This window comes from Hyphomicrobium sp. 99, from assembly GCF_000384335.2.
GTDB lineage: Bacteria > Pseudomonadota > Alphaproteobacteria > Rhizobiales > Hyphomicrobiaceae > Hyphomicrobium_B.
Genome location: NZ_KQ031382.1, coordinates 2,422,453 through 2,446,098, shown reverse-complemented (window position 1 = coordinate 2,446,098; position 23,646 = coordinate 2,422,453). Strand labels below are relative to the sequence as shown.

Sequence of the window (23,646 nt, the reverse complement as noted above, 5' to 3'; positions counted from 1 at the left end):
AGAATGGCCCCTGCACCGCCTGGTCACGATCCCGTTCCCCGGAAGCTTTCGGGTGTCGACGCGAAGACGGATGCGCAGTTAACCGCTGGGCTCAAACGGCTCGTCAGTGATGACGGCAGAACCGGCTGGCATCTCGGATCACGCATCCGCAACGCTTTTCTGACTGGTCTCGTCATTGTCGGACCTGTCACAATCACGCTTTGGATGATGTGGGGCGTGATCCATTGGATCGACGCCTGGATCAAGCCGCTTCTGCCGACGACATTCAATCCCGACACGTATCTGCCGTTTCCTGTGCCGGGACTGGGTCTCGTCATCGCCATCGTCGGCTTGACGCTGATCGGTGCGCTCGCTGCGAACCTGCTCGGCCGGACGCTCGTTTCATCGGGCGAGCTCATGCTGTCGCGGACGCCGATCGTTCGCAACGTCTACGGGGCGCTGAAGCAGATCTTCGAGAGTGTGATTTCGACGACGGGCCCGAATGCGAGTTTCCAAAAAGTCGGCATGATCGAATTTCCGTCGAAGGAGATTTGGAGCCTCGTCTTCGTGACGGGCGAGACGACGGGTGAGATCAAGGACGTAAAGCCCGGTGGCACAGAGGATTTGCTGACGGTCTTCATGCCGACGGGTATCGTGCCGCCGACAGGCTTCATCTGCTTCGTGCCGAGATCGAATGTCATCTTCCTGACGATGACGGTCGAGGAAGCGGCGAAGATCATTCTCTCAGGCGGCATCGTGATGCCCGACATGGAAGAGAAGATGAAGCGGCTTGCGGCTGCGGCAGAGAAGAAAGCTTCGCGTTTTCGCGTGGGAGCGGAGAAGCCTCCCGTCTAGGCGGCGCGGAACAGCCGGACAGCTTCGTCGCATTCAAAGAGATAGAGCAGCGTTCGGAGCGCCTGACCGCGCGGCGAAACGAGGTTCGGGTCCTTTTGCAGGATGAGTTCGGCGTCGTCGCGGGCGGCTTCGAGCAGCGCGTCGCGGCCGGGAACTTCGGCGATGCGGAAGCCCGGTGCTCCGCTTTGGCGCGCGCCCAGAATTTCGCCGCCGCCGCGAAGTTCGAGATCTTTTTCGGCGATCCGGAAGCCGTCTTCGGTCTCTTCCATCATCTTGAGCCGCGCCTCGGCGGTCTCGCCGAGCGGCGCCTTATAGAGAAGCATGCAGAACGATTCACGTGTGCCGCGACCGACGCGGCCCCGGAGCTGATGAAGCTGGGCCAAGCCGAAGCGCTCGGCATGCTCGATTACCATGATGTTGGCGTTCGGGACGTTGACGCCGACTTCAATGACGGTCGTTGCAACGAGAATTTTGAGATGACCGGCGGCGAATGCCGACATCGTCTCGTCTTTCTCCTTGCCGGATAGCCCGCCGTGCAACAGGCCGACGCCATCGCCGAAGATCTGGCGCAGATATGCGAAGCGCTCTTCCGCGGCGGCGAGGTCGGTCGTCTCGGAAGTTTCGATCAACGGGCAAACCCAATAGACCTGCGCGCCCTCTGCAAGTTGGACGCGGACGCGATCGATCAGACGTTCGAGCAATTCGAGCGGCACGGCCTTGGTCACGATGGGTTTGCGGCCCGCTGGTTTTTCGGTGAGTTTCGATACATCGAGGTCGCCGTAGTGCGTCATCAGAAGTGTTCGCGGAATGGGCGTTGCCGTCATGACGAGAACGTTGGTATCGCCGTTCGATCCCTTGGACTGCAACGCCATGCGCTGATGGACGCCGAAACGGTGCTGTTCATCGATGACGGCGACGGCGAGGTCCTTGAACTGCACGTCCGATTGAAAGAGTGCGTGCGTGCCGATCAGGATGTCGATTTCGCCGGTTGCGAGACGCGATATCACGGCGTCTCGGGCTTTGCCTTTTTCGCGTCCCGTCAGCAGCGCGATGCGCAGGTCCGCCGCTTCCGCGAGCGGCGCGATCGTTTCGATATGCTGGCGGGCGAGCACTTCGGTCGGGGCCATCAGGGCGGCTTGGGCTCCGCCTTCGACGGCAACCGCCATTGTCAACAACGCAACCACCGTCTTACCCGAGCCGACGTCGCCTTGCAGCAGACGCAACATGCGATGAGGTGCTGCGAGGTCGTCCGCGATTTCGGCCAGCGCCGTCTTTTGCGATCCCGTCAATGAGAAGGGGAGTGCATCGGCGATCTTGCCACGAATTTTGCCGTTGCCTGTCAGGCGCCGACCGCGTTCGGTTTTGAGGTTGCGCCGAACGAGCGCGAACGCGAGCTGCCCGGCGAGGAGCTCATCATAGGCGAGGCGTTGCCAGGGCAAGGCGCCACTCGAGACGTCTTGCGCGTCGCCGGGGCGATGAACTCTGGTGACGGCTTCATTGAATTTCGGCCAATAGCGCGCTTCGAGCCAGCTCGGCTCTTGCCATTCGGGCAGTTCGGGAACGCGGTCGACGGCTTGGCGCGCCGCTTTGAGCGCGATTTTTCCGGAGAGTCCCGCAGTCAACGGATAGACCGGTTCCAGCAACGGCATCTCATCGCGCGCTTCGGGAGAGACGATGTAATCGGGATGCGACATCTGAAGCTTGTCGCCATAGCGTTCTATGCGGCCGGAGACGAAGCGGATTTCTCCGGCGGGAAGCTGGCGCTCGATGAATTTGTGTTCGGCGTGGAAGAAGACGAGGTCGATACGGCCGGTGTCGTCTTCGCATGTCACCTTGTAGGGGGCTTTGGTATTACCGCGCGGCGATGGCTTGTGCTTCACCACCCGGAGTTCGAGTGTGACGATCGTTCCGGGCACGGCGGCTGCGAGCTGGGGCTGGCTGCGCCGGTCTATGACGCCGGTCGGCATATGCCACAGCACGTCGACGACGCGCGGCTCGGAGACGCCGGGCGGCAGGGCCAGACATTTCTTCAAAAGCAGGATGAGACGCGGCCCGATCCCGGTCAGGGTTTGCGCCGATGCGAAAAGCGGGTTCAGAAAAGCTGGACGCATCGTAGAATTCGGCTCGCCGTTGGCAGGTCTCGCGGGGACCGCTACCGTTGGTCGCGGCAATAAGCATCGGCCTAGTGCGCTAGGCGCGGGCAGCGCCGGACGGTATAGGAAACCTTCGCGGATGGCGCACCGTGACCGCCGGCCGGCGCTCAGTCAAGCTGCCGCCGAAGCTTTTACTAGGCTCACGCAACCCGGACTGCAAATGACGGACGATCTCGAGGCGAAGAGGCGGCGTGCGTCTTACCGCGCTCACCATCGGGGAACGAAAGAAATGGACTTGCTGGTCGGCCGCTATGCTGACGACCGTCTCGCGTCCTATAGTATTGAACAGATAGAGCGCTTCGAGCGTTTTCTGACAATTCCCGATCCCTCGCTCCAGCAGTGGATCTTTTCCGGCCAGGGCTACAACGGCATCGAATTCGAGGACCTCGTGAATGATATCCGCGCCTTTCACGGTCTTCAGACCGAGGCGAGATAAGACGCAGTAGATGACCACAAAGGTTCAAAATTCTCGCGCCGTATTTTCGGGGGTGCCGGAAGGTTTCGACGGACGCGTCGTCGCCGATATTACGAAGGCTGCGCGCACGGACGATCAGCCCGGGCTGCATCTCCACATCGCACGCGACGACCGGCGGCTCGATGAGCTGCAGGCCGCAGTCGCCTTTTTCGCGCCCGACGTCGCGATCGTGCCGTTCCCGTCGTGGGATACTGTTCCCTACGACCGGACCAGCCCCAATCCCGAAATCGTGTCGAAGCGGATCACGGCGCTCGGGCGGCTTGCGGTCGGCGGGCGGAAGAAGCCGACGTTGGTCCTGACGACCATCAATGCGATTTTGCAGCGCGTTCCGCCGAGGAGTTTCATCCGCGGCGCGGTGAAGACGATTGCGCCGGGCCAGCGGCTCGATCCGGCCGATCTCATCAAGCGGCTCGAAGCCTATGGCTATGACCGTTCGAGCACCGTCATGGAGCCTGGCGAATACGCGCAGCGTGGCGGCATTATCGATCTTTATCCGCCGGGGCGAAGCAATCCCATTCGTCTCGATTTCTTCGGCGATCAGCTGGAGACCATCAAGGCGTTCGACGCCGAGACGCAGCGCTCGCTGAAGGCCGTTCCGAAATTTTCGCTTATGCCGGTGAGCGAAGTCGCGTTTGGCGAAGCGGCGACGGCGTTGTTCCGCACGCGTTACGTCGCGCTTTTCGGCGGCAACACGGGTGACGATCCGCTTTATGAGGCGGTTTCGAGCGGCCGGCGTTATGTCGGCCAGGAGCACTGGCTGCCGTTCTTTCATCCGAACCTCGAGACGCTTTTCGACTATCTGCCGGGTGTCGGCGTCAGTTTCGATCATTACGATGACGAAGCGATCGAGCGCCGGTTCGAGCAGATCCGCGAGCACTACGAGGCGCGCGTCGATTCACTTGAGGGTCAACGCTTCGGCGCGCCGCCTTACAAGCCTGTGCCGCCAGATCAGATGTTCCTGGAACCTAAGGATTGGACCGCCGCGCTCGACGCGCGCACGGTCTCGCGGCTGACGCCGTTCGACGATCCCGGCGCGACCAACGTCTATGCGATGCACGGCAAACGCGGGCGCACCTTCGCTGCGGAACGCGCCAATCCCGATGCCAATGTTTTCGATGCCGCGGTGGCGCATATCCGGCGCATTCATTCGGAAAACCGCAGGGTCATTCTGGCGGCCTGGACTCCGGGTGCACGGGAACGGCTGATCACGCTGCTCGCAGATCACGGTCTCGATCACGTCGCGAAAGTCGAGAACTTCGCGGAAGTGCTGGCGCTTCGTCCGGGCGAGACGGCGTTTGCCGTGTTTGGTGTCGAAGAAGGTTTCGATACGCCGGATTTTTCGGTCATCGCCGAGCAGGACATCTTGGGCGATCGGCTGGTGCGTCAGCGCCGGCGCGCTCGGAAGGCTGCCGACGTTCTGACGGAGGCGACGAGCCTTTCGGTCGGGGACCTCGTCGTTCACAGCGACCACGGCATCGGCCGGTTCGCTGGCTTGCAGACGATCACGGCGCTCGGCGCTCCGCATGACTGCCTCGAGCTGCAGTATGCTGGCGGCGATAAGCTGTTTCTGCCCGTCGAGAATATCGAGCTTCTGACGCGTTACGGAGCGGACGAAGGGGATGCGCAGCTCGACCGGCTCGGCGGCGTCGGCTGGCAGACGCGGAAGGCGAAGCTCAAGCAGCGCCTCCGCCAGATTGCGAACGAACTCATCAAGATCGCGGCGATGCGGGCGTTGCGGGAAGCGCCTGTGCTCGTGCCGCCGACCGGCGCCTACGACGAATTCGTTGCGCGGTTTCCCTATGAAGAGACCGAGGACCAGGCGGCGAGCATCGACGCGGTGCTTGGCGATCTGGCGTCGGGCAAGCCGATGGATCGGCTCGTTTGCGGCGACGTGGGCTTCGGCAAAACCGAAGTTGCCATTCGCGCGGCGTTTGTCGCCGCGATGAACGGCCTGCAGGTCGCCGTCGTCGTTCCGACCACGCTTCTCGCGCGCCAGCATTTCCGCACGTTCAGCCAGCGCTTCCAAGGACTGCCCGTCAAAATCGCGCAGGCATCGCGGATGGTCAGCGCGAAGGAGTTGGCGGAAGTCAAAGCTGGCCTCAAATCCGGCGATATCGATATCGTCGTCGGAACGCATGCGTTGCTCGGAAAATCGATCGATTTCGCGCGTCTTGGATTGCTCATCATCGACGAAGAGCAGCACTTTGGCGTCAATCACAAAGAACGCCTGAAGAAGATGCGCGAAGACGTGCATGTGCTGACGCTCTCGGCGACGCCGATCCCGCGCACGCTGCAGCTCGCATTGACGGGTGTGCGGGAGCTCTCGCTGATCACGACGCCGCCCGTCGATCGATTGGCGGTGCGGACGTTCATCTCGCCGTTCGATCCGGTCATTCTGAAAGAGGCTTTGAGGCGCGAGCGTTTCCGCGGCGGCCAGACGTATTATGTTGCGCCCCGAATTTCCGATCTCGATGAAATCGCGGAGTTCCTGCGGGAGTCCGTTCCTGATCTCGCGTTCGCGCGTGCGACTGGGCAGATGACGCCGACGGAACTCGAGGACGTGATGACCGCGTTCTACGAGGGCAAGTACGACATCCTGCTTTCGACCGCGATCGTCGAATCCGGCCTCGACGTGCCGAACGCCAATACGCTCATCGTTCACCGGGCCGACATGTTCGGCTTGGCGCAGCTTTATCAGCTTCGCGGCCGTGTCGGTCGATCGAAGACGCGCGCTTATGCTTACATAACCACGCCGCCCGACAAGAAGCTGACGGAAGGCGCGGAAAAGCGGCTCAAGGTTCTGCAGTCGCTCGATACGCTGGGCGCGGGCTTCTCGCTTGCCTCGCACGATCTCGATATTCGCGGCGGTGGCAATCTTCTCGGCGAAGAGCAGTCAGGGCACATCAAGGAGGTTGGTTTCGAGCTTTACCAGTCGATGCTGGAAGAAGCGGTTTCAGCGATGAAGGGCGGCGATCTCGAAGCCGGCGACAAGTGGAGCCCGGAGATCCAGCTCGGCACGTCGATCATGATTCCGGAGCCTTACGTCACCGATCTGCAACTCCGGTTGGGACTGTATCGGCGCCTTTCGGGTCTCGAAAAGAGATCGGATATCGACGCTTTCGCGGCGGAACTCGTGGACCGCTTTGGTCCGTTGCCGACCGAGGTCGAACATCTTTTCGACGTCATGGAGATCAAGGGCCTCTGCCGTACGGCCGGTATCGCCAAGGTCGATGCGGGGCCGAAGGGTGGCGTCATCACGCTTCACAAGGCGAAGTTTGCTAATCCGGAGGGGCTTATCGCGTTCGTGCAGAATTCGCGCGGCGCGCTCAAGGTTCAGCCCGATCAACGTCTCGTCTATCGCGCCGATTGGGATCTACCGGAGAAGCGTTTGAAGGGCGTGCGCGCGCTCATTCAGCAATTCGCGGACATTGCCGAGAAGACGAAGAAGGCGGCTTAGCCTCGCTTATCTAGGCATCTTCACCCACCGTCATGCCCGCGCGTAGGCGGGCATCCGTCCAAGCATTGGTCCGACGTGTTCGCTGTCGTCTTGGACGGATCCCGGCCTTCGCCGGGATGACGGTTATTTGGAAGCGATGAGCGGAGCCAGGGCTTTGCGCTGGATCTTGCCGTTGGGTGTCCTCGGGAGCCGATCGACGAAGATGATCTCTCTCGGAACCTTGTAGGCGGCGAGCCGCTCGGCGGCGAAGGCCTTGATCGCGTCCGCGTCCTTCTTCGTGGCGTCGCTTGGGACAACGAAAGCGCCGATGATGGAAACGCCGCTTCGAACGCGGATTTCCGTGCAGGCAACTTCTGCGATGGTGGGGCAGGGGCCAAGTGCTGCTTCGATCTCGAGCGGCGACACGCGATACCCGCCCGCGTTCATCAACTCGTTCACGCGGCCGAGGTGCGTGATGTAGCCATCAGCGTCGAGAGAGCCGAGATCGCCGCCGACGAACCACTCGCCGCGAAAGACTTCAGCTTCTTCTTGAGGGCGGTTCCAATAGCCGAGCATCAGGCCCGGATCGGTGCGGTGGACGGCGATGAGGCCTTCGTTGTCGGGAGGCAGTGGCTCGCCCCGATCGTCGGCGGAGATGATTGCGATGCGCCGTCCGGCTTGGGGTTTTCCGACGGTGCCCGGCCGATACGGAACCTCTGGTCCCGTCGAAATGTAGGTCGAGATTTCGCTCATGCCGAGGGCTTCGTAGAGCGGCAGACCCGTCGCTGCGGTCCAATCTTCGACGAGACCGGGCGGTGGCGTTTCTCCGGCCATCAGGCCGTGGCGCAATTGCCCGAGAGAGCCGGGCTCAGGTCGCGCGTATTTCAAAATCTGCCGGTAGACGCCGGGAACGGCTGCGAAGAGCGTTGCGCCGGTCGCTGCGATGAGACGCGGCCAAAGCTCGGGCGACTTTTCGCCTGTGCAGACGATAGCGGTCGCACCGTTCGCCCACGGATCGGTGAGGCCAACGCCGAGTGTGAAGGTCCAGTTGAAGGCGCCAGCATGAAGCATCCGGTCATCGGCGTTGATCCCGTACCAGCCTTGATACATGGGCTTCCGCCCTAGGGCCGAGCGATGGGCGTGGAGGACGCCTTTCGGTTTCGCAGTGGTGCCCGAGGTATAGATGAGGAATGCGGGGTCGTTCGCGTTCACCCGCGCGTAATCGGAGCGCTTCGATGTTTGAATGAGGGAGGTAATGTCCTCGGGCGTGAGGACCTTGATGCCAGGTGCGATGTCATCAGCCAATGGCTCGAACGTCGCGATCGCCGATGCCCCGCTATCGTCGAGCAAGGTCTTGAGTTCAGGCGCTGTCAGCTGATCGGACAGCGGTAGCGCTACGAAACCACCGGCGATGGCCGCGAAGAAAAGCAGTGCCGATTGGCTGGAGTTTCCGAGGCGAATGGCGACGCGATCGCCGGGCTTCAATCCGCTCTCGCCAAGCCCTGCCGCGAGGCGAAGAATAGCGTCTTCGAGATCGGCGAAGGTCCATGTCTCGGATGGCCTGTCGGGGGCTCCGGTATCGTAGACGAGAAGGGCCGGTTTCGACGGAGTTTGCCGCGCCGCATTGCCGATGGCGTATTGCGCCATGTTGAACGGCTCTTTCGAAACCGGCGTCATTTGCTTTCCGTCCACCACGTGTCCACCGCATAACCAAAGAGCGGGGTCTTATCAGGATGCTTCAGTCGCGCCCAGTAGGCGACCCACTGGCGGGGCGTGAAGAAAAGCGGAACGACATAGTCGCCCGACAGCAGCACGCGATCGAGCGCGCGGACGGCCGATATGAAATCGGGTTCGGTTTCTGCCGCCAGCATACTGTCGATCATGGCGTCGGCAGCGGGATTGCGGACGCCTGCGAAATTATACGAGCCCTTGGAGTCCGCCGTCTTGGCCGACCACCGGAACAGCTGCTCGTTGCCGGGTGAAAGCGACGACGGCCACGTGTTCTGGATCATGTCGTAGTCGAAGCTCGACAGGCGCTGCTGATACTGGGCGCTGTCGACAACACGCACGCGCGCGGCAATACCGAGCGGTGCGAGACTGCGAGCGTAGCTCAGCAGCAGGGCTTCCTGCGCGTTGCTGTTCGCCAGAATTTCAAACGCGAGCTGCTGGCCCGTCTTGGGATCGATCAGACGGCCGTCTTTGAGAACGAGGCCCGCTTCGGTCAGCAGCGCGAACGCCGCCTTTTGGTTCGGACGGTTTTGGCCGCTGCCGTCGCTCACCGGAAAACGGTAAGCTCCCTCCAGAATTTCCGGGCGGACGGCTTCGGGAAATGGCGCGAGCAGCGCACGCTCTCGCGCATCCGCGGCGTGTCCGGTCGAGGCAAGGTATGAGCGTTCGAAATAGCTTTCGGTGCGCTTGAAAAGTCCGTTGTAAAGTGCGCGATTGCTCCATTCGAAGTCGAAAAGCATCATCAGGGCGCGGCGCACGCGCGGGTCGGCGAAGATCGGGCGGCGCGTATTGAAGACGAGAGCAGTCATCCCGGCCGGAAGTCCGATTTCGAATTCGGCTTTGATCAGGCGGCCGTCACGCGCGGGCGGAAGGTCGTAGCCGCCAGCCCAGCGGCCCGGATCTTCTTCGAGCCTCAGGTCAATATTGCCCGACTTGAAGGCCTCGAACATGACCGAAGCATCGCGGAAATAGTCGAAGCGGATCTCATCGAAATTGAAGCGGCCGCGATTGACGGGAAGGTCTTTGCCCCAATAGTCGGGATCGCGCCGATAGCTGATCGAGCGGCCCGCATCGATGTTGGAAACCGTATAGGGACCCGATCCGACAAGCGGTTTCATGCCTCCGGATTCGAACTGTTCCGGCGTCATCGCGCGGGCAGAGAAGACGGGCATCAGGCCGAGGATAAGGGGAAGTTCCCGGTCGGCCGCATCCTGGAACGTGAAGCGAACGCCGCGGTCGCCGATCTTTTCGGCCTTCGTGACTTTTGCGAAATAGGTGCGATGGTTCGGGCGGCCTTTTTCCTTCAGGAGTTCGAACGAGTTGATGACGTCGTCCTGCGTGACCGGCTGACGGTCGGAAAAGCGGGCCGCGGGATTGATCGTGAAGGTCACGGATTTGCGGTCGTCCGCGACATCGATTGAATCGGCCAATAGGCCGTAAAGCGTGAACGGTTCGTCCAGGCTCCGTGCCATCAGTGCTTCGACAACGAACTCGCGGATGCCCGATACCGGCGTTCCCTGAACGATGAGCGGGTTCACGCTCTCGTAGGAGCCGAGCACGCCGAGGGTCAGCGTACCGCCTTTGGGAGCGGATGGGTTTACGTACGGGAATTCCGTGAAGCTTTCGCCCAAAAGCGGACTGCCGCGCAGGGCGATCGCGCTCCGCGGAGCGGCCGCGGCCGGTAAACTCGCCGCCGCAACTACCAATATGCTGAGGATAAACTTCCCGAATGACATTGCCGGTACCTGAAATGCTTTCACCGGCTTGTTAACACGCGATAATCCCGGCAGTGTGGCGCCATTCGGCCGCCTCCTTGGAGGTCTTCTAAGGGGAGCACGTGGGCCCTGTCCAGCTTGTCGCAGTTGCTTGCGGGCAACGATGGTGGACGGTGAGTCGTGGCCCCCAATTGGCCTTTGCGGCGGCCACGCGATTGCCGTAATCCGAGCCTTACTCGGCGCCGGAACGGCAGGTACAGTGCCGGGTCTGCGCAGGCTTGGTGGCGAGCTTTTGACGCACGGCGACGGTGAGGGGTATGGGCCGGTAAGGCCGGCACAACGAACAAAGCGAGGATTTTTACGTTGATGGCAAACGCACTATTGCGCGCGGGCGGCAAGGCCCTCGTATCGGCCGTGGCGGTGGTGGCAGTGATGTCCGCTGCTTCCGCTTGGGCACAAGAAGCGCCGAAGGCACCGGCAGCGAAGAAGCCGGCGGCGGCTGCGCCAGCTGCTGCTGCACCTGCGGCCAACGCTGCTGCGGCGGCTCCTAAGAGCGCCTGGGTGAAACTTTGTGAGAAAGCACCCATTGAGAAGAAGGGCCCAGACGGCAAGGAAGTGAAGGAAGAGAAATCTCTCTGCCTCACCCATCATGAGCGTCTGGATGGCAATACCGGAATGGTTCTCGTTTCGGCGGCTATTCGCGAAGTCGAGGGCTCCGACAAGAAATCTCTGATGATCATGGTGCCGCTCGGAATGGCGATCCCGCCGGGTGTCCGCGCCGCGATTTACACGAAGGAGCAGTGGGCTGCTGCTTCGAAGAACGAGAAGATCGATGAAAAGACGTTGAAGCCCATCGAACTCAAGTATGCGCTTTGCCACCCGGCTGGGTGCACGGCTGAAACGGAAGCAACTCCGGAAATCCTCGACCAGATGTCGAAGGGTGGCGGCCTCATGGTGCTTGCTATGAACGCCGCGGCTCAGCCGATCGGCTTCCCGGTTCCTCTCGACGGCTATAACGAAGCTGCCGCCGGTCCTCCGGTCGACAACAAGAAGTACGCCGAGGCTCGCAGCGCACTGATGCAGCAGATCCGTCAGCGTCAGCAGCAGATGGCCGAGAAGTGGAAGGAAGACCAGCTGAAGAACCTGCCGCTCGATGCGCCGGGCGCACCGCCGACCACGACCGGTTCGACGAAGGCTCCGGCTGCGGCCAAGCCGAAGCAGTAAGCTTCCCGTTTGACGTATTGAACCGCTCCGGATTGCGAAATCCGGGGCGGTTTTTTTATTGGCCGTTGCGACGTTGAGTTTGCTGAGGGCTCAGTTCGTGGCGCCGGGACGCAGGCGGTAAGCGCCATTGGCGTCTTTGAGAAAGCGCTCGGAAATATCGGGGTGGCGGAGCGGCGCGGCTGTGTCGTCCGGGAGCAGGTTCTGCTCGGAGACATAGGCGACATACGTCGTTTCGGAATTTTCGGCGTAGAGGTGGTAGTAGGGCTGATCTTTCCGCGGCCGGACTTCCTCGGGGATGGATAGCCACCATTCCTCGGTGTTTGCAAACTCCGGGTCGATATCGAAGATCAGTCCGCGAAACGGATAAAGCCGGTGCCGGACGACTTGGCCGATCGCGAACTTGGCGTGCTTGATATCGCTCATAGCGCTAATGTGTGGCAGCCCAATGGGAGGCGCAAGTCCTGCGGCGATCAGAGTTCGCCGTACAGGGCCGCGCGCTCAGCATCCTTCGAGGCGACGATCTTCGCTAGATCGACAATGACCTTGGCCTGTTTCCAGGTCGCGTCGTCCTGCATCTTGCCGTCGAGCATGACGGCGCCCGTCCCGTCGGGCATGGCGTCGAGAATACGTTTCGCGAATTTGACCTCGGCCGGATCGGGCGAGAACACGCGCTTGGCGATTTCGATCTGCGTCGGATGCAGCGACCAGGCGCCGAGGCAGCCCTGTAGAAAGGCGTTGCGGAACTGGGCCTCGCAGGCGGCAAGGTCTGAGAAGTCGCCGAACGGGCCGTAGAATGGCTTTAGCCCGTATGCGAGGCAGGCATCGACCATCTTGCCAACGGTGTAGTGCCAGAGGTCCTGCTGATAGAAGGCGCGGGCGGCGCTGGCGTTATCCTTCTGAGCGTCTGCGAGGACGCCATAATCGGGGTGGCCGCCGCCGACGCGGGTCGTCTTCATGCCACGGGAGGCCGCAAGATCGGCGGGTCCCAGGCTCATGCCGTGCATGCGCGGGGAAGCGGCGGCGATCGCCTCGACATTGTTGACGCCTTCGGCGGTCTCGAGAATCGCGTGAATCAGGATCGGTTTCTTGACGCCGTGCTTGGCTTCGAGCTGGGCCAGAAGCTGATCGAGGTAGTGGATGTCCCACGGCCCTTCAACCTTCGGCAGCATGATGACGTCGAGCTTGTTGCCGACGTTCGCGACGATTTCGGTGATGTCGTCGAGCACCCAGGGTGAATTCAGACAGTTGATGCGCGTCCAAACTCCGGTCGATCCGAATTCGTTGTCGCGGACCATCTGGATGAAGCCTTTGCGGGCGTTTTCCTTCTGATCGAGGGGCACCGCGTCCTCGAGGTTGCCGAGGACAACATCGACCTGAGACGCCAATTCCTTGATCTTGGCGCGGATCTTTTCGTTATGCGGCGGCACGAAGTGGATCATGCGCTCGAGCTTGACGGGAAGTGCCCGATAGGGTTCCGGGGCGCCGATGGCGAGGGGCGAGAAATGCTTGGCGGGTGTGCGCGTCGAAGCCATCGGCAACTATCCTGTTCAAAGGCTTGGATGAGGGCGCCACCATTGTGGGTCGGTGTGCCGCTGTCAACGGGACAGACTCTCTCGTTGGCGCGGGCGAAACGCGTTCCGCGCGCCGGCCGCCCGCGCGGGGCCCGCTTTCTCGTTGGCTATTGGCGTTCCGCGCGCCCGGCGCCAGCGCGCCGGGCTACTCTTGGCGGGCAGCCTGCGCTCGCCGCCGGGCCGCGATCGTTCTAAAGTGGAGATCTGCGAGAAAAAGAGGGCCGGATGCTCGAAGTATCCAATCAGCCGCCGCCGCTTCAGAACTATAATCTGCTGACCTGCGATCCGATCCTCCATGAAGCTCTGGAGCGTGAAGGGGCCGGGTGGGCTCTGGAAAAGCTTCAAGAGCTCGGGCGGCGGCTCGGGACGGCGGAGATGATCGCTGCTGGGGCGGACGCCAATCGCAATCCTCCCGTCCTCAAATCATTCGACCGGTACGGTCACAGGGTCGAGGAGGTCGCGTTTCACCCCAGCTGGCACAAGCTGCTGGGGCTGGCGTTGGAGAATGGTCTCCATAGCAGTCCGTGGGTGAAACCGGGAAAGGGTGCGCACGTCGCGCGGGCGGGCGGTTGCTTCATGCTGGCGCAGATCGAAAGCGGGACCTACTGCCCGGTTTCGATGACTTACGCTGCGGTCGCGACGCTCAAGCATGCGCCAGAAGCCGCTGCCGAGTGGCTGCCGCTCATTTATTCGCGTGACTACGATCCCAGTTTCAAACCGGCGGCGCAGAAGACATCTGCTCTGATCGGCATGGGTATGACGGAAAACCAGGGCGGCTCGGATTTAAGGGCCAACGTCTCGCGCGCCGAGCCATATGCCGAATCCGGTGGCCGCCGGTTCTATCGGATCCGCGGGCACAAATGGTTCATGTCGGCGCCGATGTGCGATGCGTTTCTGATGCTCGCGCAGACGAAAGCTGGACCATCGTGCTTCCTCGTTCCGAGATGGACTGAGGAGGGAACAAGGAACGCCATTCACATTCGCCGCCTGAAGGACAAGCTCGGCAACCGTTCGAATGCATCGAGCGAGGTCGAACTTGATGGCGCTCACGGCGAGCTTGTCGGCGAGGAGGGGCGCGGCATTCCAACCATCATCGAGATGGGAAATTATACGCGTCTCGATTGCGCGATCGGCACGTCCGGACTGATGCGTCAGGGTTTGGCGCAGGCCGTCCATCATGCGCGTCACCGCCGCGCCTTTCAGAAGCTGCTGATCGATCAGTCGCTCATGATGAACGTTCTTGCCGATCTCGCCATTGAATCGGAGGCTGCAACGATTTTGACCATGCGTCTCGCGCGCGCCTATGACGAAGAAGATGAGGCCGCCTTAGTGTTTCGGCGGGTCGTGACGCCGGCTGCGAAATTTTGGATTTGCAAGCGGGGGCCTGCATTTGCCGCCGAAGCCATGGAGGTGCTCGGTGGGAATGGCTATGTCGAAGAGTTCGATCTGGCGCGTATTTACAGGGAAATGCCGCTGAATTCGATTTGGGAGGGCTCAGGCAATGTCATGTGTCTTGATGTTCTGCGTGCGTTGGGGAGAACGCCCGCTGCAATCGACATGCTTTTGGACGAGATGAATGAGCCTTCCAAGGCCGACCAGCGGCTTTGCGCGCACGTTCTGAAACTGCACGAGAGATCGAAGCAACTCGACGAGTTTCAGGCGCGTTCGTTCGTCAGTGATCTGGTCGTTGGGTTACAGGCTGCATTGTTGATCCGCCATGCGACGACGGATGTAGCGGACGCGTTTTGCGCCACGCGATTATCGGGCGATGGCGGAGCATTCGGGCTTCTTCCAGGAGGCACGAACGCGCGAGCGATCATCGACCGCGCCGCTCCAACGTTGAATTGATACCTTTGGACAAGACCCCGCGGTCAGCTGGCTTTGGGGTCGGAAGGCGCAGGCGCCGGCGGCACTTTCTGAGGATCGGCGGCGGGGCCAGCTGCGTTCGCCAGTTCGGGAAGCATTTTCGCCAACGCGGCGAGAATTGAATCCACCGGAATGCCAAGCGTCTTGGCGATCTGCTGAACGTGTTCGTCGCCGAGCGCGGCTTGGATCTGCTCAGGTGTGATCGGCAGATTGCTCTTGTTCTTGTCGAGCCACGAAGACACTTGCGATCCAAAGCCTGCGTCCTGGAGCTTGGTGAGGATCGCTTGCAGACCTTCGGTTCCGAGGACACCCTTCAGAAGATCCGGCAAGGCTCCTTCCTCGGCCTGACCGACAATTTTGCCCACGACCCCCTTGAGTGTATCGCTCCAGCTCATGCTCTGCCCTTCTCTGTTCGGCTCGTCATCAGCGTGATTGCTTTTGACCGGCATCTAGGGCGACCGCGGCGTGCGGGCGTCACCCATGTTGCACGAAACTCAGCCAGTGAGTGGGCAGAGTCCGCGCGAAATCGGGTGGAGAGATACTAGGCTTCAGCGACAACGCCGTAAATGCGGGCCGGTGAATCTAGGTTTTGGCTAACTGCATAGGTGGGTCACGCTCGGCGCGTTTCATGCAATCGCCACATGATGATCAAAGTTCAAGGCTAACAGGCGCTTATGTTCATTCGAAAAATCCGTTTTATCTGCGATCGCGGCGTCACGCGTGCGAGTATTGCCAGTCTGGCGGTTCTTTTCTGCGTCGCGTCCGGCGTCCGGGCCGAGGATTGTGTTGACGTTCAGTCGAGCACAGCAGAGCCCGACTTCATGGGCTGCGATCAAGAGATCCAGTTCGACTTGGATGCGGCGCTTGCAGAACAGAGCGTACCTGCCGCAACGGCAGCTCCGACGGATGGGTTGCCGTGGATCGCGCTGAGCAAAGGTACCGTGCCCTCGAAGTTCAACGCCAACGACGGCAGTGTGTCGGTGCGCACGAGCTTGGGTACATTGCGTGATTACAATTCGCAGACGGTATCCGTGCAGAGACCTGAATATGCCGTCGCCGATCCCTACACGATCAAGCTGCCGAAGGCTGCATCCGCGCCAACCACTCCGGTCGACGTTTGGAGCAACATCGATCTGAACGGCTTGAACGGTTCTTCCGGTCAGTCGAGCCGCGTCGGCTTTGGAGCAGATTATAAGATCAGTCGAAAGGCGAGCGTTGGGCTTTCGCTCGAACGAGGTGACGCGCGGTCGTCTTCGACATCGGGTGTGGCGCAAGATCAAAAGGCGGCCGCGTACGTGACGCTGCAAGCGGCGCCGATGTTCTCTATCGACGCGCGCACTGAATGGGAAGCTAACGGCGGTTCTGCCTCAAGTACGGGGACGTCCGACAAGAGCGCGATCATTCTCGCGCCGAAGGTCAATCATTCCTTCTCCCTCGAAGGGGGTACGACGCTCGAGCCGTTCGTCACCTACAAGCGGGCATTCGATTTGTCGACGAGCCGCAAAGAGGCGGCGGATACGTCCTTCGACACAACGTCAGCGGGCGCGGGCGTTACCTACACGAAGCCCGACGCCTATTCGCTGAGCGTGACAGCCGACGTCGACAATCTTGGCGCGTCAACCGAGCCGCAAAGCCTTAGCAGCAAATTTCAGCTGAGCGTGCCGCTCAGGTGACGGCGCGCCGTTTTTACAGCGGCCCCTTGAATACGAAAAACGCGCCGAGCGCGATGAAGGCGAAGCCGACGCCTTGGTTGATGGTGAGCTGTTCGCCAAGATAAGTCGCGGAAAAGATCGCGAATACGCTCAGCGTTATGACCTCTTGCATCGTCTTTAATTCAGCCGGCGAATAAACCGCGACGCCGTAGCGATTTGCCGGGACTGCCAGGCAGTATTCAAAAAAGGCAATTCCCCAACTGACGATTACGACGAGCCAAAGCGGCTTGTTGGTGAATTTGAGATGGCCGTACCAGGCGAATGTCATGAAGACGTTCGACATCGTCAGGAGGACGATGGGCAATACTGCTTTTGGGATCATGTGGCTTGAAGGTCCGATTTTGTTGTGCCGACAGTAACGCAGTCCTCGCAGAATTGTCCCTTACGGCCAAACGCAGAAGCGGAACCGGAAATCAACGAGATGCGTTCAGGAGACAGTTCAAACTGGCGAGGCTCGGATGTCCGAAAACATCAGAGAGACAGTTCCGAAGGTTTTAAAGACCCTTTGGGATCTTGAAAACGAATTACGTGACGCTGCGCGCAACAGTGTTGTTCTTCGACGCGAGGAGGCCAAGCAGCACTTGGCCGAAGCGCGGCAACATCTCGATGAACTTCTGAGCCTTGTTCGTTCGTCCGATGCGGCAAACGAGAGTGGCTCCGAACCGACAGCCGACTCCGGCATCCCACCGACAATTCAACATTGAGGAGATCACCATGGCACGCGACGTAATTCTTTGGCTGGCAGGCGTTCCGCTCGTCGTAATCATCGGGCTGCATCTGTTCGGCTTCTTGCACTAATCAAAACGCAAACCCAGAGCATCAGCTCTGGGTTTTCTGTTTCGATCCGGCGGTCGTGATCAGCCGGGGACGTCGGGATCTTCCTTTTGCGCCAGCATCACCGCGACATGGCGGTTCAAAGCATCAGCGGCAAGTGTTGGAACGAGTGCCGGTCCGATCGGACCTTGAGCGGCGTTGTATGCTGTTCGCATATCGCCTCCCTTTCCCCAGACGACCAGCGCATATCCGACAACGTCGCCGCCCAGACCGGCGACCGCTTCGGTGCATTTTTCAAATAAGTCTTCGCGGATCAGCTCTGCGTTTCTTTCGGATCGAGCGGCCTTTTCAGTCGCGAGTTTTACCAGGTTTGACATGTTCAAGCCAATTTGTGGGTGTCGAGCTTGGTAACGCGCGGGACGGGGTCCGGGTTCACCGCTGCATTGCGGCAAGCTATCCGGGGCTTGACTGTCGTAATTGGTTAGGCATGCTTGGTGTTGCCGCGAAACGGAGGCACCGGGATTGCCCGGTTGATTGTGAAGGTGTCGGCCGGACGACATCGCAACAATCGAGGTCGTCATGCTTTCCGGCCCCACAACGGGCGTGCATGCGCAACATAGGTGCAGTGCGCTTTCTCCTTCTTCCATCGCTTCCGAACAAACCTATTCGGGTACGCATACTTTTTTGCGGACGCCGCGCGTCGCTCGGGCGCGGGCGGGCGATTTCGCAGTTCTCGGGGTACCGCTCGACATTGCGACGTCGAACCGGCCTGGGGCGCGGATGGGCCCTGATGCGGTGAGGACCGCTTCCGCTCAACTCGCTGAGCTCAAGTCTTATCCTGGCGGTTTCGATCCGCTTTCGCATGTCCGGATCGTGGATCTCGGCGATGCGCTGCTCGACTTTGGATTTCCGCATACAATCCCCGCAGCGATCGAGGAGGCCGCGTTCGATGTCGTTTCTGCCGGTGCGTTTCTATGCGCGCTCGGTGGTGATCATTTCGTCAGCTATCCGCTGCTCAAAGCACACGCGCGAAAGTACGGGCCGCTGGCGCTCATCCATTTCGATGCGCATCCTGACACGTGGACGCCGCGCACCGGCCCCGGCGGTGAAGTCGAAATCAATCACGGCACGATGTTCGCGCAAGCTATTCGCGATGGTCTGATCGATCCGAGGCTATCGTCGCAGATCGGTATCCGGACGTGGGTCGATGATCCGATGGGGATGAACATTTTCGACAGCATGGCGGTTGCCGAGAAAGGCCCCGCTCAGATCATCGCCATGGTGAAAGCGCTTGCGGGGGATGCTCCGTGCTACCTGACAGTCGATATCGATTGTCTCGATCCGGCATTTGCGCCGGGTACGGGTACGCCGGTGATGGGCGGGCTGACGCCGCGAGAGCTGCTGGCGATGCTGCGCGGCCTCGATGGACTTCGGATCGTCGGATGCGACGTCGTTGAAGTCGCGCCTGCTTATGATCAGGCGGGCATCACGGCGCTTGCGGCGGCGACTGTGGTTTATGAGCAGGCTTGCCGTGTTGCGCGAATGAATGGCGCGCGATCGCTTTCCTATTCTTCCCGGATAGGACATGGGCAAAGAGCATCGTGACGTAACACCGGTCGCGATGCCCAAGGTCCAGTTCCCGCCGGAACAGCGGGAAGCATTCGGGTGAGGTTATTTCTTCCGGCAACAACTGCCCGAGACGGGCTTGCATCGCCAGAAGAGATGGAGACCTGCAATGACTGACTTTGTTGCGATCCACCGGAATGCTGCCCGCGCCGTATACGCGTCGATCGTAGCGCTCACCGGCGCCACGCTGATGGCGGGCAATGCCCATGCCGTCAGCCTGCGCGTGCAGATCGCGTGCGCGAGCGATTATTATGCGCACTGCAGCGCGTACAGCCCGAGCAGCCCGCAGGTGAGATCGTGCATGCGCGCGGTCGGCCTCAGTCTTTCGAAAGGCTGCGTCGATGCGTTGATCGCTGCGGGCGAAGTTTCTGTTGCAGAGGTTTCGCGCCGGCGCGGCGGTTCGATGACGGCTGCGAAGTAAGATTTCCGACGGGTTGGGGCGGCGTTAAACCTAATCTTAACCATAAAGGCCAAATCGTTAAGCGGTGTTCAATTGGCTTTGTGGGAAGTCATGCCGCTGCTTGATGTTTGGCGTGAGCCGGTGGCCGGTTCTCTTTCAATAGAAAATTATTTGTCGACTGCGCGGCCTGGGCTCCGTGGGGAGCAAAAGCTCGAAACGGTTCCACTCGAAGATTTACGTCCCACGCAAATGGCGGTCGGCATGCGGGCCGTCGCGGCCAAGCGTGAGAAAGTCGAGCGGCGCGTGCGGAGCCGGCGAAAGCTCAGACGCTATCTCGAAGCGCGTCCGATACCGGCTGTGCTTGGGCCGGGCGATGACTTCTTCATCATCGATCACCATCACCTGAGCCTCGCGCTGTTGAAGAGCGACGTGGAGGAAGCCTTCGTTGACGTGGTTGCCGATCTTTCGCTTCTTCCACGGAAGCAGTTCCTTCGCCGCATGACGACGCTCGGTCTGTTGCACGCTTATGATGGGCGTGGGCAGCCGGTCTGTCCGACCAAACTGCCCGAGTCGTTGAAAGATCTGCGCGCCGATCCTTATCGCGATCTCGCGTGGTCGGTTCGCGAGGCGGGCGGCTTCGCGAAGTCCGGCAAGCCGTTCGCAGAATTTCGCTGGGCCGATTTCTTCAGGACGCGCATTCCGCGATCGACCGTGCGGCGTGATTTCGAATATGCGCATGATCGCGCCATGTGGCTTGCCCGCTCGCAAGAGGCGACGCGGATGCCCGGATATATCGGGCGGTGATAGCGTCGCCTTCGTTTAGTGTTGCCGCGGTTGGCCGTTGAAAGTGAATTCAAACTCATCGTGCATGTTTTGCGCAGCTTGACGCCAATCGCCAGCTTGACCGTTTAGGGCAGCCTCGATTTCTGCTCTTGCCTGGTGGTCCTGCTGCTGATCGATCGCGGTAACGGGTTGCGCTGGAGCGCGTGCAGGAAGTGCGCAGAGCCGTCCTGCGAGGTCCTGCAGTTCGCCGAGGATCGCTTCGCGTCTCAATTCATGCTGAAGCGCGACGTTGCGAACATCGCGGAGCAACTGTTCGTCCACTCTGCGGATTGCGTCGGAGAGGGTCAGGACAAAGTCCTGTTCTGTGCGCGCATTTTCCGCAAGGCGAATGAGCATTTCTTCGACGTTTTTCGATAGTGCGGCCATTGTTCTTCTCCTCGCGGCTAGAGCGTCAATAGCGTGCGATTCTCATGGCTAAAAAGTGATGCCGTTATGCTCGGAAGATGCGGTAGGCGGCGCGTGAGTGAGGAAGTTTGGTGATCTGAATTATGGGTCAGGTGACACTATGGAATGAAAATCGGCGCGCTGCGTTTTTGTCCGCAACGCGCCGCCGGGTAGTGCCCTTAGTGACTTATGGTTTGAAAATCGTCAGTCCCGCGACGCCCGCGGAGAGGTTCAATCCCGTCTGTCCTTCGACACTCACGGGCTGCAAAATGATCGAGCTACCCGAGCCGCCGAGCAGCGCGTTGGCGTTGGCGCCAATTCCGACGGCCGCTCCGGCAGTGACGCCGCCGTAATTTCCTTCGAGTGCTTCGCTCGGGATGTTAGTCGTCGGTCCAAGCACTGTCCAAATCAGCGTGCTGTCGCCTTTGACGCCAATGTCGACGCCGACCTTGGTGATCGTTGCGGCGTAACGATAGGTGCGTCCGCTGATGGGGGTTTCAAAGTTGCAACGCAGGTTTTGCTTCGATCCGAAAATGAGCCCAACGCCGCCCTTGCCGTAACACGTCAGGGTGCCGATTGCGATTTTCGGCGTATCGGCCATTGCGGACGAGATCTGCGCAGCGGCTGCCGCGACGAGTGCTGCACATCCGGCTAATGCGCGGATGCTAATTCGTGAAATCATGTTCTTTCTCCTGACGTCGACTTTCGTGCGCGGTCACTTCCGGGCTCGTGCACGGCGAGCAAAACTCAGCACCTTTGTTGAGTTCCGACTTCGTGCAGCGGCGAGAATTAATGCCCCAAAACGACGGTTCGGTGGCAGTTGCCAATGGCCACAGGGTTAACTTGGGATGGTTGAAGGCGCCGTTCACTGCTGCCGATATCGTTCTCTCAGCTCTTTGGTGCGTTGGATCGTCTTTTCGGTCATGCATCCGAGGATTGCAGACGACGTTCCGCTGCCGCCTGACCACTCCTGCGCCACCAGCTCTTTGCAGTCGGCATCCCGGTACGCGACCCAGGCTCGTTGGGCCTTGCGCATCGCTTCTAAGAAGGAAGCTACGTCGTACGGTTTTTCCTGGTCGCCGCCCGTTCGGATGGAAGCAACCGCATTCGCGTATGCGGCATTGAGTGCCTTGTCTGCTGCTTGATAGTCTTTGTCAGCGCAGAAGTTCATTTCGACTGTTGAGACTGCATTGGCGCAATCGATCTCGGCGCGCGCGGGTCCGGTGGTCCATACATTTGCAAGGCCGAGATAGAGGAGAAGGCACGGTACGTGTGCTGCGCGGCGGATCATCGATCTGGACTCCAAGAGGCGCTGAGAATGACGTGCGCAAATTTCTACGCGGCGGACGCCGCCGCCGGTAGGCTTTATCCGGTATATTTCGGAATTGGGACGGAAGCATAATTTGCAGCATGATAGCGCCAGGTCTACCGCTTTGAGACAGGAAATGAGTCGCGATGCCATTCACGGCCTATAGCTACCGCGATGATCCGTCAGTTCCGAGTTTCGACGACACTCGGCCGTTGATCATTTTCGACGGACTTTGCGTTCTCTGTTCGAGTGGTGTGCAGTGGATGCTCGATCGTGACCCGGCTGGCCGGAGCCAATTTGCAGCGATCCAGGATCCGCTGCCGAAGGCCCTTTACGGGCATTACAATCTCGACGCAGACGCGTTCGACACCTTCATGGTTTTGCGCGATGGTTTGCCTTACACGAGGTGGGCTGGCGTGATGGCCGCGGCGCGGACCATGCCGCAACCGTGGCGAGGCCTGGGGTTCGTGGGCCGATTTATACCGGGCGTTATCGGGGACCGAATTTACGATTGGGTTCAACGCAACCGAATAAGCTGGTTCGGCCGGCGGGATGTGTGCCGGCGTCCGAGTACTGCCGAGGCGTCGAGATTTCTTGTCGTCTAGCTCGTGCTGACGGTGTGGCCCCGATGATGTCAGAAGCGGAGGATGCGATCGATGAGTTGGCTCAAAGATAACGATCCCATTCCGGGCGATCGACAATCCTGCGATGCGATCGAGCAGGTCATCGTGCCTCGCGCGCGTGATCTCGGCGGTTTCGAGGTGCGTCGCGCTCTGCCATCGGCGCAGCGGCAGATGATCGGGCCGTTCATTTTTTTCGATCAAATGGGACCAGCGCAATTTTTATCGGGACAAGGCATCGATGTGAGGCCGCATCCCCACATCGGACTCGCGACCGTCACCTATCTCTTTGAAGGCGAGATGATGCATCGGGACAGCCTCGGGTCATCTCTCGCGATCCGGCCGGGCGAGGTCAATCTGATGACGGCCGGACGTGGCATCGTTCATTCGGAGCGAACGGCTCCGGAGATGAGACTGTCCGGTCAGGATATGTTCGGAATCCAGGCGTGGATGGCGCTTCCGAAATCGCATGAAGAGAGCGCACCGGAATTTGCGCATCATGATGTGAGTGCGTTGCCGAGATTGGAGGGTGAGGGGAAACGCGTTCGGCTCATCGTCGGAAGCCTTTACGGTGAGACATCGCCGGCGGCATTTCCGCATGCCTGCTTCTATGCCGAGGCCGTTCTCGCGCCGGGTGCGGTGCTGCCTCTCGATCCGGATTATGAGGAACGCGCCGTGTATCTCGCCTCGGGTCGCATTGATATCGCCGGGCAGACTTTCGAGGGTGGTCAGCTTCTGTTTTTCAAGCCCGGTGATCGCATTTCAATTCTCGCGGAGACGAACGCGCGATTGATGTTGCTCGGTGGCGAACCGATGGACGGACCGCGTCACATCTGGTGGAATTTCGTATCGAGTTCGCAAGAGCGAATTGATAGCGCCAAAGAAGATTGGCGACAGGGCCGTTTTGCAATCGTGCCCGGCGATGAAACGGAATTTATTCCGTTGCCCGAGAACCGCTAATCCTGATTTCGTCTTT

The 23,646-nt window shown here is 60.4% G+C and carries 23 protein-coding genes; 11 read left to right on the top strand and 12 right to left on the bottom strand.

Annotated features, from left to right (window positions below; translation table 11 throughout):
- The first annotated feature begins 3 nt into the window (after positions 1 to 3).
- Positions 4 to 834 (top strand): DUF502 domain-containing protein, encoded by an 831-nt coding sequence (locus G359_RS11765; protein ID WP_045836288.1) that lies wholly within the window; start codon positions 4 to 6, stop codon positions 832 to 834.
- Here G359_RS11765 and recG read toward each other — a convergent pair.
- Positions 831 to 2,945, bottom strand: coding sequence for an ATP-dependent DNA helicase RecG (gene recG / locus G359_RS11760; RefSeq protein ID WP_045836287.1), 2,115 nt, complete (start codon positions 2,943 to 2,945; stop codon positions 831 to 833). The two genes, G359_RS11765 and recG, sit on opposite strands and share 4 nt — an antisense overlap.
- A gap of 121 nt (positions 2,946 to 3,066) precedes the next feature.
- Here recG and G359_RS11755 point away from each other — a divergent pair, with 121 nt between their 5' ends.
- Positions 3,067 to 3,423, top strand: a complete 357-nt coding sequence (locus G359_RS11755) for an FAD assembly factor SdhE (RefSeq protein WP_245280001.1) — start codon at positions 3,067 to 3,069, stop codon at positions 3,421 to 3,423.
- Between the two features lie 10 nt (positions 3,424 to 3,433).
- Positions 3,434 to 6,919: a transcription-repair coupling factor gene (gene mfd / locus G359_RS11750; protein ID WP_045836286.1), complete on the top strand. Its 3,486-nt coding sequence runs from the start codon at positions 3,434 to 3,436 to the stop codon at positions 6,917 to 6,919.
- Between the two features lie 123 nt (positions 6,920 to 7,042).
- Here mfd and G359_RS11745 read toward each other — a convergent pair whose 3' ends face one another.
- Both G359_RS11745 and G359_RS11740 read right to left on the bottom strand, forming a co-directional pair.
- Complete coding sequence (locus G359_RS11745; RefSeq protein WP_045836285.1) at positions 7,043 to 8,575, bottom strand: class I adenylate-forming enzyme family protein; 1,533 nt, start codon at positions 8,573 to 8,575, stop codon at positions 7,043 to 7,045.
- Positions 8,572 to 10,362, bottom strand: a complete 1,791-nt coding sequence (locus G359_RS11740; protein ID WP_045836284.1) for an extracellular solute-binding protein — start codon at positions 10,360 to 10,362, stop codon at positions 8,572 to 8,574. Before G359_RS11740 ends, G359_RS11745 begins: the two co-directional genes overlap by 4 nt.
- Positions 10,363 to 10,707: 345 nt before the next feature.
- Between G359_RS11740 and G359_RS11735 the strand changes: the two genes are divergently transcribed.
- A complete protein-coding gene (locus G359_RS11735) occupies positions 10,708 to 11,565 on the top strand; it encodes an invasion associated locus B family protein (RefSeq protein ID WP_045836283.1) in 858 nt (285 codons plus the stop codon).
- A gap of 90 nt (positions 11,566 to 11,655) precedes the next feature.
- On the opposite strand, the gene hspQ is transcribed toward G359_RS11735, so the two are convergent.
- Positions 11,656 to 11,988: a heat shock protein HspQ gene (gene hspQ / locus G359_RS11730; RefSeq protein WP_045836282.1), complete on the bottom strand. Its 333-nt coding sequence runs from the start codon at positions 11,986 to 11,988 to the stop codon at positions 11,656 to 11,658.
- Between the two features lie 47 nt (positions 11,989 to 12,035).
- On the bottom strand, positions 12,036 to 13,097 hold the full coding sequence (locus G359_RS11725) for an HpcH/HpaI aldolase/citrate lyase family protein (protein WP_045836281.1): 1,062 nt from the start codon (positions 13,095 to 13,097) through the stop codon (positions 12,036 to 12,038).
- A 264-nt stretch (positions 13,098 to 13,361) separates the two neighbouring features.
- On the opposite strand from G359_RS11725, the gene G359_RS11720 reads away from it, so the two are divergent.
- Positions 13,362 to 14,984 (top strand): isovaleryl-CoA dehydrogenase, encoded by a 1,623-nt coding sequence (locus G359_RS11720; protein WP_045836280.1) that lies wholly within the window; start codon positions 13,362 to 13,364, stop codon positions 14,982 to 14,984.
- Positions 14,985 to 15,007: 23 nt separating this feature from the next.
- Here the strand turns inward: G359_RS11720 and G359_RS11715 are convergent, their stop codons facing one another.
- Positions 15,008 to 15,397, bottom strand: a complete 390-nt coding sequence (locus G359_RS11715; RefSeq protein ID WP_045837932.1) for a YidB family protein — start codon at positions 15,395 to 15,397, stop codon at positions 15,008 to 15,010.
- A gap of 279 nt (positions 15,398 to 15,676) precedes the next feature.
- Between G359_RS11715 and G359_RS11710 the strand changes: the two genes are divergently transcribed.
- Positions 15,677 to 16,675 (top strand): autotransporter domain-containing protein, encoded by a 999-nt coding sequence (locus G359_RS11710; protein WP_045836279.1) that lies wholly within the window; start codon positions 15,677 to 15,679, stop codon positions 16,673 to 16,675.
- Positions 16,676 to 16,688: 13 nt separating this feature from the next.
- Here G359_RS11710 and G359_RS11705 read toward each other — a convergent pair whose 3' ends face one another.
- From G359_RS11705 to G359_RS11695, 3 genes are all read right to left on the bottom strand, one after another.
- Positions 16,689 to 17,036, bottom strand: a complete 348-nt coding sequence (locus tag G359_RS11705; protein WP_197077567.1) for a DMT family protein — start codon at positions 17,034 to 17,036, stop codon at positions 16,689 to 16,691.
- A 202-nt stretch (positions 17,037 to 17,238) separates the two neighbouring features.
- Positions 17,239 to 17,415, bottom strand: a complete 177-nt coding sequence (locus tag G359_RS20925; RefSeq protein WP_245280000.1) for a hypothetical protein — start codon at positions 17,413 to 17,415, stop codon at positions 17,239 to 17,241.
- A gap of 156 nt (positions 17,416 to 17,571) precedes the next feature.
- Positions 17,572 to 17,865 carry a hypothetical protein gene (locus tag G359_RS11695; protein WP_045836277.1) on the bottom strand — a complete coding sequence of 98 codons (294 nt, stop codon included), beginning with the start codon at positions 17,863 to 17,865 and terminating at the stop codon, positions 17,572 to 17,574.
- A 202-nt stretch (positions 17,866 to 18,067) separates the two neighbouring features.
- Here G359_RS11695 and speB point away from each other — a divergent pair, with 202 nt between their 5' ends.
- The 3 genes from speB to G359_RS11680 all read left to right on the top strand — a co-directional run bounded on the left by speB (position 18,068) and on the right by G359_RS11680 (position 20,318).
- Positions 18,068 to 19,093, top strand: a complete 1,026-nt coding sequence (gene speB, locus G359_RS11690) for an agmatinase (RefSeq protein ID WP_045836276.1) — start codon at positions 18,068 to 18,070, stop codon at positions 19,091 to 19,093.
- A 130-nt stretch (positions 19,094 to 19,223) separates the two neighbouring features.
- Positions 19,224 to 19,535 carry a hypothetical protein gene (locus G359_RS11685; RefSeq protein WP_045836275.1) on the top strand — a complete coding sequence of 104 codons (312 nt, stop codon included), beginning with the start codon at positions 19,224 to 19,226 and terminating at the stop codon, positions 19,533 to 19,535.
- Positions 19,536 to 19,685: 150 nt separating this feature from the next.
- A complete protein-coding gene (locus tag G359_RS11680; RefSeq protein ID WP_045837930.1) occupies positions 19,686 to 20,318 on the top strand; it encodes a ParB-like protein in 633 nt (210 codons plus the stop codon).
- A 15-nt stretch (positions 20,319 to 20,333) separates the two neighbouring features.
- On the opposite strand, the gene G359_RS11675 is transcribed toward G359_RS11680, so the two are convergent.
- The 3 genes from G359_RS11675 to G359_RS11665 all read right to left on the bottom strand — a co-directional run bounded on the left by G359_RS11675 (position 20,334) and on the right by G359_RS11665 (position 22,032).
- Positions 20,334 to 20,723 (bottom strand): hypothetical protein, encoded by a 390-nt coding sequence (locus G359_RS11675; RefSeq protein ID WP_045836274.1) that lies wholly within the window; start codon positions 20,721 to 20,723, stop codon positions 20,334 to 20,336.
- A 205-nt stretch (positions 20,724 to 20,928) separates the two neighbouring features.
- The gene (locus G359_RS11670; RefSeq protein WP_045836273.1) at positions 20,929 to 21,423 is read right to left on the bottom strand and encodes a DUF992 domain-containing protein; all 495 of its coding nucleotides are present in this window, start codon (positions 21,421 to 21,423) and stop codon (positions 20,929 to 20,931) included.
- A 183-nt stretch (positions 21,424 to 21,606) separates the two neighbouring features.
- The gene (locus G359_RS11665) at positions 21,607 to 22,032 is read right to left on the bottom strand and encodes a lysozyme inhibitor LprI family protein (RefSeq protein WP_045836272.1); all 426 of its coding nucleotides are present in this window, start codon (positions 22,030 to 22,032) and stop codon (positions 21,607 to 21,609) included.
- A 164-nt stretch (positions 22,033 to 22,196) separates the two neighbouring features.
- Between G359_RS11665 and G359_RS11660 the strand changes: the two genes are divergently transcribed.
- Both G359_RS11660 and G359_RS11655 read left to right on the top strand, forming a co-directional pair.
- Complete coding sequence (locus tag G359_RS11660) at positions 22,197 to 22,655, top strand: thiol-disulfide oxidoreductase DCC family protein (protein WP_045836271.1); 459 nt, start codon at positions 22,197 to 22,199, stop codon at positions 22,653 to 22,655.
- Between the two features lie 51 nt (positions 22,656 to 22,706).
- On the top strand, positions 22,707 to 23,630 hold the full coding sequence (locus G359_RS11655) for a pirin family protein (protein ID WP_045837929.1): 924 nt from the start codon (positions 22,707 to 22,709) through the stop codon (positions 23,628 to 23,630).
- The last annotated feature ends 16 nt before the right edge of the window (positions 23,631 to 23,646 follow it).

Excerpts from the sequence above, each read along its gene's own strand:
- G359_RS11765 (WP_045836288.1), top strand. The coding sequence starts at position 4 with ATGGCCCCTGCACCGCCTGGTCACGATCCCGTTCCCCGGAAGCTTTCG.
- recG (WP_045836287.1), bottom strand. The coding sequence starts at position 2,945 with ATGCGTCCAGCTTTTCTGAACCCGCTTTTCGCATCGGCGCAAACCCTG.
- G359_RS11755 (WP_245280001.1), top strand. The coding sequence starts at position 3,067 with ATGGCGCACCGTGACCGCCGGCCGGCGCTCAGTCAAGCTGCCGCCGAA.
- mfd (WP_045836286.1), top strand. The coding sequence starts at position 3,434 with ATGACCACAAAGGTTCAAAATTCTCGCGCCGTATTTTCGGGGGTGCCG.
- G359_RS11745 (WP_045836285.1), bottom strand. The coding sequence starts at position 8,575 with ATGACGCCGGTTTCGAAAGAGCCGTTCAACATGGCGCAATACGCCATC.
- G359_RS11740 (WP_045836284.1), bottom strand. The coding sequence starts at position 10,362 with ATGTCATTCGGGAAGTTTATCCTCAGCATATTGGTAGTTGCGGCGGCG.
- G359_RS11735 (WP_045836283.1), top strand. The coding sequence starts at position 10,708 with ATGGCAAACGCACTATTGCGCGCGGGCGGCAAGGCCCTCGTATCGGCC.
- hspQ (WP_045836282.1), bottom strand. The coding sequence starts at position 11,988 with ATGAGCGATATCAAGCACGCCAAGTTCGCGATCGGCCAAGTCGTCCGG.
- G359_RS11725 (WP_045836281.1), bottom strand. The coding sequence starts at position 13,097 with ATGGCTTCGACGCGCACACCCGCCAAGCATTTCTCGCCCCTCGCCATC.
- G359_RS11720 (WP_045836280.1), top strand. The coding sequence starts at position 13,362 with ATGCTCGAAGTATCCAATCAGCCGCCGCCGCTTCAGAACTATAATCTG.
- G359_RS11715 (WP_045837932.1), bottom strand. The coding sequence starts at position 15,397 with ATGAGCTGGAGCGATACACTCAAGGGGGTCGTGGGCAAAATTGTCGGT.
- G359_RS11710 (WP_045836279.1), top strand. The coding sequence starts at position 15,677 with ATGTTCATTCGAAAAATCCGTTTTATCTGCGATCGCGGCGTCACGCGT.
- G359_RS11705 (WP_197077567.1), bottom strand. The coding sequence starts at position 17,036 with ATGATCCCAAAAGCAGTATTGCCCATCGTCCTCCTGACGATGTCGAAC.
- G359_RS20925 (WP_245280000.1), bottom strand. The coding sequence starts at position 17,415 with ATGTTGAATTGTCGGTGGGATGCCGGAGTCGGCTGTCGGTTCGGAGCC.
- G359_RS11695 (WP_045836277.1), bottom strand. The coding sequence starts at position 17,865 with ATGTCAAACCTGGTAAAACTCGCGACTGAAAAGGCCGCTCGATCCGAA.
- speB (WP_045836276.1), top strand. The coding sequence starts at position 18,068 with ATGCTTTCCGGCCCCACAACGGGCGTGCATGCGCAACATAGGTGCAGT.
- G359_RS11685 (WP_045836275.1), top strand. The coding sequence starts at position 19,224 with ATGACTGACTTTGTTGCGATCCACCGGAATGCTGCCCGCGCCGTATAC.
- G359_RS11675 (WP_045836274.1), bottom strand. The coding sequence starts at position 20,723 with ATGGCCGCACTATCGAAAAACGTCGAAGAAATGCTCATTCGCCTTGCG.
- G359_RS11670 (WP_045836273.1), bottom strand. The coding sequence starts at position 21,423 with ATGATTTCACGAATTAGCATCCGCGCATTAGCCGGATGTGCAGCACTC.
- G359_RS11665 (WP_045836272.1), bottom strand. The coding sequence starts at position 22,032 with ATGATCCGCCGCGCAGCACACGTACCGTGCCTTCTCCTCTATCTCGGC.
- G359_RS11660 (WP_045836271.1), top strand. The coding sequence starts at position 22,197 with ATGCCATTCACGGCCTATAGCTACCGCGATGATCCGTCAGTTCCGAGT.
- G359_RS11655 (WP_045837929.1), top strand. The coding sequence starts at position 22,707 with ATGAGTTGGCTCAAAGATAACGATCCCATTCCGGGCGATCGACAATCC.